Source organism: Flavobacterium plurextorum (assembly GCF_002217395.1).
In the GTDB taxonomy this organism is placed as follows: domain Bacteria; phylum Bacteroidota; class Bacteroidia; order Flavobacteriales; family Flavobacteriaceae; genus Flavobacterium; species Flavobacterium plurextorum.
Window position 1 is genome coordinate 146662 of record NZ_MUHD01000021.1, and the last position, 13739, is coordinate 160400.

6 protein-coding genes are annotated in these 13739 nt (G+C 35.8%); all 6 read right to left on the reverse strand.

The window, feature by feature from the left end:
- Positions 1-134: 134 nt before the first annotated feature.
- Positions 135-2432, reverse strand: a complete 2298-nt coding sequence (locus B0A81_RS12205) for an aminotransferase class III-fold pyridoxal phosphate-dependent enzyme (RefSeq protein ID WP_089058286.1) — start codon at positions 2430-2432, stop codon at positions 135-137.
- Between the two features lie 126 nt (positions 2433-2558).
- The gene (locus B0A81_RS12210) at positions 2559-4694 is read right to left on the reverse strand and encodes a beta-galactosidase (RefSeq protein WP_089058287.1); all 2136 of its coding nucleotides are present in this window, start codon (positions 4692-4694) and stop codon (positions 2559-2561) included.
- A gap of 238 nt (positions 4695-4932) precedes the next feature.
- The gene (locus B0A81_RS12215) at positions 4933-6939 is read right to left on the reverse strand and encodes an MGH1-like glycoside hydrolase domain-containing protein (RefSeq protein ID WP_089058288.1); all 2007 of its coding nucleotides are present in this window, start codon (positions 6937-6939) and stop codon (positions 4933-4935) included.
- Between the two features lie 189 nt (positions 6940-7128).
- Positions 7129-8628, reverse strand: a complete 1500-nt coding sequence (locus B0A81_RS12220; protein WP_089058289.1) for a RagB/SusD family nutrient uptake outer membrane protein — start codon at positions 8626-8628, stop codon at positions 7129-7131.
- Positions 8629-8651: 23 nt separating this feature from the next.
- Positions 8652-11774 (reverse strand): SusC/RagA family TonB-linked outer membrane protein, encoded by a 3123-nt coding sequence (locus B0A81_RS12225; RefSeq protein ID WP_244281402.1) that lies wholly within the window; start codon positions 11772-11774, stop codon positions 8652-8654.
- 165 nt (positions 11775-11939) lie between these two features.
- A complete protein-coding gene (amaB, locus tag B0A81_RS12230) occupies positions 11940-13493 on the reverse strand; it encodes an L-piperidine-6-carboxylate dehydrogenase (protein WP_089058290.1) in 1554 nt (517 codons plus the stop codon).
- Positions 13494-13739: the final 246 nt, after the last annotated feature.

The following is a 13739-nucleotide window of genomic DNA, read 5'->3' on the forward strand; positions in this document are numbered from 1 at the left end:
AATTATATAGAAGATTGCCTTATCCAAGGTTATTCGGATAAAAAGTCAGGAATAGTCTTTGTTTGTTTTTGCTGTTTTTTAACACATAATCCTGAAACTCAATTAGAGTTTCAGGATTATGTGTTAAATATTTTTTACAATTCGCTTAATGCAATGTCAAGTAATCGCACCATTTCATCAGCATTTTGTTTGCTGAATGTCATAGGTGGTTTTATTTTTAAAACATTATGCAAAGGACCGTCTGTACTGAGTAAAAAGCCATTTGCTTTCATTTTTTCAACTACAATATCTATTTCAGGAACGGCAGGCTCCATTGTTGTTCTGTCTTTTACCATTTCGGCGCCAATGAATAATCCGTGTCCTCGAACATCACTTATTATTGAGTATTTTGCCATCAAAGTTTTAAGACCGTTCATCAAATGATTTCCTACTTCAAGTGCATGCTGCTGCATTTCTTCTTCCTGAATAACATCTAAAACCGCTAATCCTGTTGTCATAGAAACTGGATTTCCTCCAAAGGTGTTAAAATACTCTAATCCGTTATTAAAAGAATCTGCGATTTCCTCTGTTACAATTACTGCTGCGAGTGGATGTCCGTTGCCAATTGGTTTCCCTAAAACTACAATATCCGGAACTACATTTTGTAATTCAAATCCCCAGAAATGATCTCCGATTCTTCCAAATCCTACTTGAACTTCATCGGCGATGCAAACACCTCCAACAGCTCTGACATATTCGTAAGCTGTTTTGAGATAGTTTTCTGGTAACGGAATTTGTCCTCCGACTCCCAATAAAGTTTCACAAATAAATACAGCAGGTGCTTTATCTTCTTTCTTTAAATCTTCGATAATTCGTTGTACGTCAGCAGCATATTTTTCGCCTGCTTTTTCATCGCCATATTTAAAAGGACCTCGATATAAATCGGGATTGATTGCTTTGTGAATCCATGGCATTTGACCAAAACCGCCTTTGCTGTCAAATTTATACGGACTCATTTCCATTGCCACAGTTGAGGTTCCGTGATACGCATGATCTAGTACAATAATATCTTTTTGTTTGGTATAATGACGGCTCATTCTAATAGCCAAATCATTTGCTTCGCTGCCAGAGTTTACAAAATAACAAACACTTAATTTTTCAGGTAATGTAGCAGTAAGTTTTTCTGCATATTCTGTTATTGCATCATTTAAATAACGTGTATTTGTGTTTAAAGTCGCAATTTGTTTTTGCATTTTTCTAACTACAACTGGGTGGCAATGTCCAACATGCGATGGATTGTTTACACAATCTACAAAGGTTTTTCCTTTGTCATCATACAAATATTGCAGTGCGCCTTTGACAATTTTTAATTTGTCTTTGTAACCAATGCTTAGGTTTCGACCAATTTTCTTTTTACGAACTTCAAGTAAATCGCTATAATCCGTATCATTTATTAATCCTTCAAAACCACAAGCTTTTCTAAAAGCATCTTGTGCTTTGATTGGATTAATTTGAATTAACTTATACAATAAATCCCAAGCTGGTTTTTCAGTAATAAAATGATGTTCATTATTACTGTCTAACGAAGCATTGTAAGCAGATTGTGTAACGCTGATGCAAAGTCTTCCAGCTATTAAATAATACAATAAATCTAATTCCTGTTCCGTAAGTTTATATGCTTCATGATACCCCTGAACAATTGATGCCGCAACAGCGATCGGATCTTCTTCATCGAGCATGGCATAAGTACAAGCGATAGCTAGATTATTGATAAGAGCGGTGTAGACCATATCGCCAAAATCAATTAAACCACTTACACGATTACCTTGCACTAATACATTGTAGTCGTTGGCATCGTTGTGTATATAAGCATGTCTCAAGCGATGTATTTGAGGCAGAACTTCTGTGTCAAATTGAAGTAGAAAATAACCTGCAATACGCCTTTTTTCGTGATTTAGAATGTGTTTTAAGTTATCTCCAGCTTCACTCGCATGACTAATGTCCCAAGTGTAATTGCGATGCATTGCAGGATGTGAAAAATCCTTTAAAGCATTGTCCATATTCCCTAAAAAAGAACCTAAATTATAATGTAATTCAGTTGTTTTAGCCTTTTCATCTACCCAAAAAACACCCTCTAAAAAGTTTAGAATTCGTATATAATAAGTATGATCGTCAAGTACTATTTTAGTTAATTCACCGCCTTGATTATTAATGCAAAAATGCTGAAAGCAATTAGAGATATTGCTTCTCGTTAAGTGTTTTATGATTTCAACCTGAGCTTCTAAAAAAGGAAATGAGTGACTCTCATTTGATACTTTTAGAATGTACTTTTCATTTTTGTCATTCGATAAAAGAAAATTTAGTTCATCATATCCATTTAATGCCTTTACGGTTACGGTTAATCCGTAATGTTCTTTTACTAAGTCTTGAATAGCTGCTTCTGAAAAAGTCATTGGTATTGTATTTTATTGTTTTTGTTTGTTTTATTTTTCGCCACAAATTGCACGAATTTACACTAATTATTGTGTGTATTCTATTTGAAAAAATTCGTGCTAATTTGTGGAATTAGTGGCAAACTTTTATTTCCAAATCACAGCTTGTGCAGGCTGTAATGGGTTTTGTCCCACCAATATTTTACTTCCTTGAGGAATTGGCAGATTAATAGGCTCATTGGTATAATTTACGCCTACATAAAAACCATCTCTCCATTCTATAAAAACGCCTTTTGGTAAGTTTTCAATCGCAACTTTGGCACGAGAATACGTATCGCGTACAATTTGTCTCTCTAAACTTCCATCGTTGCTTTCTGCTCCAATATAAGTGATAGTTCCTTTACCTAATTTTCGAGTTACAGCTGCTGCTTTGCCTTTATAAAACTGATCGTCATAAGTGGCTAAAACTTCTGTTCCTTGTTTAGGCGATAAAACATCAGCCCAAGTATTCCATTTGTAGCTGTTGTTTCCTGCTTTAATCGTTCCGTTTACATCTGCAACCAGCATATCAAAAAAGTCGACATCAGCACCTATTAAAGGAACAATAGGAGCATTCCAATTTGCTTCGAAAAAATGACCGTTTCTGTCTTTCTGTCCTGTACGGCAAGTTAGAATTAAATTTCCTCCGTTCTCTACATATTTTTGCCATTTTGCTACCAGCTTTTGATCAACAAGCTGATAAGCCGGAGCAACAATAAATGGATAATCATCAAAATTAGCCTCTTCCGTAATAAAATCCATTGGCGCACCAGTTGATTTAACAGCCGAAGTATAAGTGTTTCTGTGTTTCCACGTATTCCAGAATTTAGTTTGTTTCTGGTTTTCTAAATCCCAAAGATTGTCATGACTCCATAAAAAACCAGTTTTTCTTTTCGCAATATCTTGCGGTATTACGGCTTTCGGATTGTATTCTTTACGAAGTAATTTCATGTCTTCGATAGATTGTACAAATTCTTTTCCACCTTGCGTAAGTGTTACGCCATCAGTACCAACAATTCCGTCATGATACATTTCACTGCTTCCAAGCGGATGTCTGTATCTATACGTACAAGTAAAAGAACAGCCGCCGCCAAAAGCCTGTGAAATCCACATGTGAACAGTTCCCGGAAGTAACTGCGGATTAATACTTGCCCAGTTTACCTGTCCTGGCTGTAATTCCATAACACCAGTAACGCCAGTTATCGATCTGTAGTAATCATTTGCTTCTGAAATTTTGCTTGGTGAACCCATTCTAAAACTATCGCCGCCTAACGGATTTTGACCGCTTACAGGATACATTGTATAGGTTATAAAGTCCATTTTGTCAGCACTTCTTGGATCAGCGTCATAGATTACGTTGGTAAAGTTTGTTGTAATCCATTGTTTTGGATCAACATATTTTCTAAGTATTTCAGCTTGTCTGTTCAAGTATTGAGCTTGAGCATCAGATGTAAATCTTTTGAAATCTAAAACGGCATGCGGACTCAATTTATCTTCAAAATACATTTCTGCATTTGGTAAAACAATTTGTTCAAAGTTATTGTAACGTGTGCTCCAGAAATTTCCAACCCATTCTGTGTTTAACTTTTCGATTGTTCCGTATTTGGCTTTAAGCCAAATTTGAAATGCTTTGCGTGCCGACGGACTAAAATCTGCTGTACCAAGAGGTTCATTGTCGATCTGCCAGCCCATGATATTTTTATTCTTACCGTATCTTTTTCCTAATTCGGCAACAATTTGATCTGTAAATTGGCTGTATTTTTCATTTGTTATAGACACATTCGCTCTGTTTCCGTGTTCTCTGCGACGGCCGTTTGCATCTACTAAATAAATTTCAGGATATTTTTCTCCCATCCATGCCGGCGGAGTTGGAGTTGGCGTACAAAGAATCACTTTTAAACCTTCTTTTTCGGCTATAGCCAAAGCATCGTCCAGCCATTTAAAATCATAAACGCCTTCTTGCGGTTCCATGTAAGTCCAAGCGAATTCAGCAAAATGCGTAAATTCAAAACCAAGTTTTTTAATGTTTTTCAGGTCGCGTTCCCATTGTTCTCTTGGCCATTGTTCAGGATAATAGTAAACGCCAATCTGCATTAAATCAGGTTTTGAGAAAAAACGCTGTGGATCTTTTTTTTCTGAAGAAACTGCTTTTTTATTTTGAGCAAAAATAGGTGTCGAATGACTGCCTGCAATAAATGTTACTGCAGCAATAAATTTTGCAAGAGATATATTTTGGTTGAACATATTTTGTCTTGTTGTGTGTTAATTAAATTTAGATCGTTAGTTTTAAGCTGTTGGATGTAATATTTTAACTTTTTTAAACACATAGAAACATAGATTTTATGTCTGAAAAAAGGTTATAAAAAGAAATTTATTTCTTTCATATAGTCAGTTATGTTTATTTAAAACAAGTGAAACGCCTTCTTTTCGATTAAAAAAAAGTATCCTCTATGTGTTTAAAATTACTGCATCCAGCGTTTTATTATTTGTCTTCTAAAAGAAGCATTAAATAATGCGCCGCCGACCAGCTGAAATTATAAGCTTCAAGTCCTTTTCCAGTTAGAGGCTGATAATTTTCTCTAATAGAAGTTCCTTTGTCTAGAACACCGTCAGCGTTATGAATAAGCTTATGCGCTAATTGATTTGCTTCGTTTGTGTATCCGTATTTTTCAAGTCCATTGATGCCAAAATAACTTTGATCCAGCCAGATTGGTCCTCTCCAATAACCACCTTCAGGTTTAAATTTCGGATGATTTGCTGCTAATGTCGGTAAGGGAACAAATGTGTTGAAAATAGCAGGATTAAGCATGTTTTCTTTCATTAATTTAGTTTGTTCTGGAGTTGCAACTTCTGCCCAAATAGGCAGATATCCCTCGCATCCCATAATCTTTATTAACGATTTTCCGTCGATTGTTGTGTCGTAAAACCAACCCGTAGAAGCATCCCAAAATTGAGTTTGAATTTTAGTTTTTAGTGCTGTGCTTTCCTCTTGCCAGTCTTTTGATTCTTTGGTCAATTTTAAAACTTGAGCCATCTTACTCAAATAATTTTTTTCGGCATACAAGAATGAATTTAAATCGACACTTTCCTGATCTAAAGAAAAAGCTTTTTCTCCATTTTTTAAGATTTTACTGTCATCAAAACGAACAGCATTATCCATTCCGCTTTCCCATTTTCCTGCAATTAGAGTTCCGTCTGTTGAGCCAAATTCGCATAAACCATCTTGATCGTGATCACGTTCTTTGTACCACCAGTTATGGTATAGTTTTAATTTTGGATAAAACTCTTTTAAGAAAGCTGCATCTTTTGTTTTCTCATAAATTTTCCAAATTGCCCATGCTGCAAGCGGTGCTTTTGTGTTGCGGTAATTGTTTTCTTCGATAAGATTATTTCTGTAAACACAATCAGGAATAAAACCGTTTGGTTCTTGATAATCAAATAAAGCACGCATTTGGTTTTTCGCCAATTCAGCATCGTAATTTGCCACAGCTGCCGCATGTTTCCAGCTGTCCCATGCCCAAAATCCATGAAACCATTCGTAATTGTAGCTCGGAAAAAGACCTCCGTGTTTTAATCCTTCTGCTGCAATTCTGGTATTGTTTTGTAATGTCAATTCTAATTTTGCAATTAAATCAGAATAAATATTGTCTTTGTAAATCGCTTTTTTCTTGGCAATTAATTGTGCCAATAGATTTTCTTTTTCTTTTTGTGTGTTGTTCAACAGTGTGTTAAATGTTGTTTTAGCTATCGTTTCTTTTTCTTTCTGCCATGAATACTGTGGAAAAATAAAGGTTTGAGAAACAACAATATCTTTAGTTTCATTAGGTTTTAAAGTTAGTTTTTCAGTTTGAGCTTTATAACCTTCTTTTGTAATTTCGATTGCAGGATTTGAGTTTAAAAACTGAATGTATCCAATCGCTTTACTTTTTGAAGAAACTATTTTTAAAGTTTTGTTTTCATCGGATAACTTTAAATTATTTAAAAAAAGAGAGGCATTATAAGACGGATAAAGTGTTATTGTTTTTCCTGTTTTATTGGTAATACTTGTTTTTTGAAGTACCGAATGACCTGACAAATAAACAAGCTGTTGTTTTACATTTACCTTTTCGTTCTGAAATTGCTGCTCTAAATGGCTGTTGTAACTGCTTTGATTTACTAAAGTGTTTTTCCAGTTAATGGCTTCGTTTTTATTTTCGTCAGTAAGCTGTAAAGAAACAAATGATGGACTCAGCCAAACTCCGTTTTGTTCTGTCATTAAAAATGGACCGGAAAATCCTGCCTGCGTATTTGGTGTATCCAAGAATCCGAATGCAAACCAAGCGCCTTTATCTGAAAAAGCCAATGAGTTACGATCTGTCGCATTCGCTGGATTTCCCTTATAATTTAAGCTGTTTTTTGCGGATTCTAAAATTGGAAATCCTTTTTGCGCCGAGCCGGATTGTAAGATAAAAAAGAAGGATAGAATAAAAAGTGTATGCCTTTTGCCCATGTTATTTCGTCTTTATTGAGTGTTTTTTGTTTTTATTTCAGCCGTTTATATCAATCGATGCTTTTAGATAAATATAATATTGTGGAGAATGGTTTATAGAATACTATCTCCAGCAATTTGCTATTAGATAAAAAGAATAGCCCAAGAAATATAGGGCTATTCTTTTAGAAATTGTAATTATTGAATGGATTAATTTGCTTGTAATTCTGTTAACGGAATAGGGTAGAAGTTGTTTTTTGCAGCATCAAACCCAGTACGTCCTGCAGCATCAAGAGCAGCTTTTGTTTTTCCCCAACGACGTAAGTCATAAAAACGATAGTTTTCAAGAGGAAATTCAAGAATTCTTTCGTGTTCGATTTGAGCTTTTACAGCGCTTGCAGTTGTTCCTGTCATTGCTGGCATATCTGCTCTATTACGCACTTTGTTGATGTACGGAATTGCTTCTGGTGTACGACCTAATTCGTTTAATACTTCGGCCTGCATCAATAATACGTTTGAGTATCTCATTAATGGAACATTGATTGCAGTAAATTCCTGATTCATTTTTTCTTGTGTACTTGGAATAAATTTACGGAATACAGGTTTGTCTGTATCGCCAAATTTATCATCATAAGTAGTTCCTAATACTAACGGATTATTTGGATCATTAAAATAAGGATCTTTGAAGAAAATTGTACTGTAAAAACGAGTATCGTAGTTACCTGTAGTTGCTGTTTTTCCTTCTTTCTTAAATTCGTTTATAAGTACTTTACTTGGCAGGATTTCGTCCCATCCGCCTAGTTCTGCAGCAGCCATCCAATAATGAAGAGCATTACGATAAAAAGCACCGTTTGCTGTTGTTTCTGAGAATTGTAATTCGAAGATCGATTCTCTGGTATTTTTCGCAGTACCATCAAACATAGAAACGTAATCTTTAACTAAGTCATATCCTTGTACTTTATTAAGTGCAGTAAGAGACTCGTTTAAGAAAGCTTGTTTTTGAGCTGTTTCTTCATAAGCTCTGGTTAAATAAGCAAATCCAAGGTAGCTGTTTGCCGCACCGCTTGTTGCACGTCCCGTTTTATCTGTAGATTGTTTTGCAGGAAGTACTGCTGCTGCAGCTTTAAGTTCGCTTGTAATAAAATCCCATGCTTCAGCACGTGTTGATAACGGAATGCTTAGATCGCTTTCTTTAGTAATGTATTTTTTTCTAACATAAATCTGATCCCAGTTTAGAAGCAGTTTCATGTGGTAATAAGCACGTAAAAAACGAGCTTCGGCTTCAATTTGTGCTCTGTCGGCATCGTTTAAATTTGCTGCAGGAACTTGCGGCAATTTATCGATAACTTGATTAGCATTACTGATTCCTCTATAGTTAAGTCTCCAATACGTTGTAAATTGAGGATTACCATTTGTATAGGTAAATGTCGAAAGCTCAACCCAGCTTTGGTAGTTTAAGGCATCGCTTCCTAAGTCGCAAATGTCTTCACGATACGCTTCAACCGGCCATTTTACTTCGGCAAAAGCCCATTCGTCGACAGCTGCTTCAAGTTGTGAATACGTTGCTGCCAAAGCAGATTCAGCATCGGCTTTATTTCTCCAAAAATTACCAGAGGTAAGCTGGTCTGGAGATTGCTGGTCTAGATAATCACTACAACTTGTAATAGTGAATAAGCTTATGATGGATAATAAATAAAATATCTTGTTCATGATTTTGTCTTTTTTAAATAGAATTAAAATATATATTGAACACCTGATACAAATGATCTTGTAAATGGATAAACAAAACGATCAACACCAGTATCAAGAACAGATGCGCGAGAAAATTCTGGATCAATACCTGAGTAATCAGTGATTGTAAATAGGTTCTCAACACTTACATAAAATCTAAGTTTGTCTATTTTAGCTTTACCTAACATTTTACTTGGGATTGTATATCCTAATTGTATCTGACGCATTCTCACGAAGTTTCCGCTTTCAAGAAAACGATCAGACTCACGGCTGTTTCCGTTAGGATCTTGCAATACGGCGCGTGGCATGTTGCTGCGGTTTTCTGGTGTCCAAGAATTTAGAGTCGAAGCCAGCATATTGGTTCCTGCACTCATAGATTCGTAAAAATATCTATTTCCGTTATATAGTTTATTACCCCATCCGCTTCCTATTAATGCAGAGAAGTCGAAACCTTTGTAACTCGCTCCTAAACTTAGATTTGCTTCTAATTTTGGTAATCCTGTTCCAGCGTAAGCTTTGTCATTTTCATCTATAGAACCATCGCCATTTAAATCTTTAAAACGAATATCTCCAGGCTGTGCATTTGGTTGTAATAAAACACCGTTTTTGCTGTGTGCTTTTACTTCCTCAACAGTTTGGAAAATACCATCGGTTTTATACAAATAGAAACCACTTATTGGACTTCCTACACGTGCTTGTGTTGGGAAATGTTCTTCTCCAAATTTCAATCCTTCACCATAAATAGTTTGCCCTTCGTTTGCCAAAGACTCTACTTTGTTTTTAAGTGTGGTAAGGTTGAAACCTACATTGTATTTAAATTCCTCAACTTGATCACGGTAGTTTACCTCAAGTTCAAAACCGCTGTTGCTGATTTTACCTACGTTAAGTATCGGATTATCAATACCTGCAGACGGTGCTAATCTTTTTGTTATCAATAAATTATCAGTAACATTATGATAGTAGTTCATCGAACCACTGATTTTTCCGCTTTTTAGCGTGAAATCGATACCAACGTTTTTAGAATCGGTTGTTTCCCATTGCAAGTTTCTGTTTTCTAATGCAGTTGCAATACTTCCCGGCCATGGATTACTTCCAACTCCTTGTACATAACCGTTGCCTAGAGTATTTCCAGTTTTGATTAAAGTATTTGCAGAGTAATATCCTAAAGCAGCTTCGTTACCCAATTGTCCCCAGCTTGCACGTAGTTTTAAATTTGAGATGAAAAAGTCTTTTGGGAAGAAGTTTTCTTGATCTATTTTCCATCCTAAAGCAATCGATGGGAAAGTTCCCCAACGGCTGTCTTCTCCAAATTTAGAGGAACCATCTTTTCTAACCGTCATTTGAAGTAAGTAACGATCGTTGAAAGAGTAGTTTAAACGGCTGAAAAATGAAACACGATTGTATTGAAATTTTGAACCGTCAGCAGAGTAAGTTCCTCCTTTACCTGCACCGATAGTTTCAAAATTTGGATCTAAAAATCCAGACGGACGATCGATTGATACCAGCTCTCCGTTTTCTACAGAATAGTCTGTTGTTTTTCCTTCAACACTTACTTGATTCCAGTTTGATGATTGACCATTAATAGTGTTACCAAGCATTAAACCAAAAGTATGTTTTCCAAAAGTTTTATCAACAGTGATGATATTATCTAATATCTGCTCATCCCAATGTGATCTCAACTCCGTTTGCATCGGATAAAGATGTACTTCTTTTGGATTAGCAATAAACGGCGGAAAATGAGCCATTTGCTGATTGTTTTTCATGTGGTAAGAATAGGCGATTTTGTATTTCAGCCATGAAGTAATGTTGGCTGTAATAGCAATATTTGCTGTTAAATCCTGTCCGTTGTCTTTGCTTTTTCTAAAATGTTCTTCTGCCACTGGATTTGTTCCTGCCGGAAGCCCATTTTTACCTGTTAATCCATAACCATATTGTTCATTTGAATCGTAAACAGGAACTAAAGGAGCCATTGTATATACCTCTTTTAATTGAAAATTAGGCAGTGCATTTTGTGTTGCTATATAAGCCATTTTTCCATCTACATCAAAAATAGATTTCTTAAAGCTCACTCTTGCACTTGCTGTTTGCTGACCAAAATCATTATCGATTACAACTCCTTTTTGTTTTACGTAGTTACCATACAAAGCAAATTTAATATCGCCTTGTCTTCCTTGAACTCCTAAACCATAATTTTGAGTAAGTCCAGAACGGAAAACTTCGTCCTGCCAGTCTGTATTAACATCAGATGGAGCAGTAATATAAGCAGGAAGCGGCTTTGGCGATGTAGCATATTTGTTATACTCATCATACATTCTTTTATGTACAGTACGATAACCGTCAGCATCTAATAAGTCTAAAGTGTTAGCAACATTTGTTAAACTTAAAAACGAACTAAAATCTACTTTTATACCTTCTTTTTGACCGTTTTTGGTAGTAACTATAATTACTCCATTTGCCGCAACAGATCCATAAATAGCCGCAGCAGCTCCATCTTTAAGAACCTCCATCGATTCGATGTTTGTTGGGTTTATAGTTTTAATATCGCCTTGAAATCCGTCAATAATATAAAGCGGTTCAGTTGCTCCAAAGGTATTTACTCCACGTATTTTTACCCTTACATCAGCACCGGCAATACCACCGCTTTTTTGCACATTTACACCCGCTACTAAACCTTGCAGCGCTTCGGCAGGATTTGTCGTAGCTCTTGCTTCAATACTTTCTTTCTTAACAGAGGAAATGGCTCCGGTAACATTACCTTTTTTCTGAGAGCCGTAACCAATTACAATAACCTCATTAAGCTTATTGGTTTCTTCAGCCATTGTTACATTAATCGTAGTCCGGTTGTCTGCAGTTTCTATTTTTTGAATAAAACCTAAGAACGAATAAATGATCGTAGGATTTGTCAAATTTGATGGGAATGACAAGGTATAATTACCATCAAAATCTGTTGAAGCATTGTAGTTTGAATCTTTTATAGAAATGCTTACGCCTGGTAACGTATTGTTTTTATCATCAGTTACTTTTCCAGTTATGCTTTTTTGTGCTTGACCATAATGGAGAGTTGGCAGCCATAAACATAATAGTAAAGGAATAAAATTCAGCTTCCTAATTAATAGTTTTTTCATTTGGTGATAGTTTTTGGTTAATTAAAATCCGATAGTTTTTCTTTTTTTTTTAGTTTTTTAAAATTGTTATAAAAGCAGTTTATTTTTTGGCTTCGGTTTCAAACCTGATATATAAAATGCGATGAATTTTTAATCTGTTTTTTTTTAGTTTTTTTTAGTTTTTGCTTACAGATCAAATTTTATTCCTTGCGCCAATGGTAAACTAGTAGTATAATTGATTGTATTGGTTTGTCTTCGCATGTATACTTTCCAAGCGTCAGACCCAGATTCTCTTCCTCCTCCGGTTTCTTTTTCTCCTCCAAAAGCGCCGCCAATTTCAGCACCAGAAGTTCCTATATTCACATTTGCAATACCACAATCAGAACCTGTAACGGATAAAAACAGTTCAGCTTCTCTTAAATTATTGGTCATAATTGCCGATGATAATCCTTGTGCAACACCATTTTGAACAGCAATTGCATTCTCAACAGTTCCTGAGTATTTAAGTAAGTACAATACAGGAGCAAAAGTTTCATGCTGTACGATTTCGAATGAATTATCTGCCTCAGCAATTGCAGGTTTTACATAACAGCCGCTTTCGTATCCTTCGCCAGAAAGTACGCCGCCATCGACTAGAATTTTACCTCCTTCGGCAACTACTTTTTCAAGAGCGTAGTTGTACATTTCGACTGCTTGTTTGTCGATTAATGGTCCAACATGATTCTTTTCATCCAAAGGATTTCCAATACGTAATTGTTTGTAAGCCGAAACGATTGCATCTCTTACTTTGTCATAAATGCTTTCATGAATAATTAAACGACGTGTAGATGTACATCTTTGACCTGCAGTTCCCACAGCACCAAAAACAGCACCAATAACCGTCATTTTTATATCAGCATCCGGAGTTACAATAATGGCATTATTTCCTCCCAATTCTAACAACGATTTCCCTAAACGTCCTGCAACTGTCTGCGCTACAATTTTACCCATGCGAGTAGAACCTGTTGCAGAAATCAACGGAATACGGCTATCATTTGTTAGTATTTCACCAATTTTATAATCGCCGTTGATCAAACAGGAAATCCCTTCAGGGAGATTGTTTTCTTTGATAACTTCAGCAATAATGTTTTGACATGCAATTCCGCAAAGAGGTGTTTTTTCAGATGGTTTCCAAACACAAACATCACCGCAAATCCAAGCTAAAGCTGTGTTCCAAGCCCAAACGGCTACTGGAAAATTAAATGCCGAAATAATTCCAACGACACCCAAAGAATGGTATTGCTCGTACATTCTATGTCCAGGACGCTCAGAATGCATAGTCAAGCCATGAAGCTGACGCGAAAGTCCTACTGCAAAATCGCAGATATCGATCATTTCCTGCACTTCGCCATAACCTTCCTGCAATGATTTTCCCATTTCATATGAAACCAGTTTACCTAAAGCTTCTTTGTTTTTGCGCAGCTTTTCGCCAAACTGACGTACGATTTCACCACGTTGAGGTGCCGGCATTACTCGAAATGTTTTGAAAGCAGTTGTAGCTGCCTCCATTACTTTTTCGTAATCTGCTGCTGTCGAAGTTTTAACTTTAGCAATTAACTGTCCGTCAACAGGAGAAAAACTTTCCAGTATTTCCCCGTTCGAAAAGTTATTTAATCCTGTTGACGTTCCTTCGTTAATTTCCTTTATGCCTAATTGGTTTAAAGCTTCTTTTATTCCAAATTGTAATTCTGTTGTTGTCATTTTGACCTTTTTTGATATGTTATTCAACTTTTATCGGACCTTAAAAAAGCTGATTTTTTGATAAGAGAGATTGCGGTGAATCAATCTGAATTGTAATTATTTTTAACACATAGTCCCGATAGCTATCGGGATAGAATTATTGAACTCAAAAAAGGCGTTTCACTTGCATTAATACATCCCGATGCTTCGGGACTATGTGTGAGAAATGAGTTTCTTTTTGATTTACTTTTTTCAAAAACATAAAAT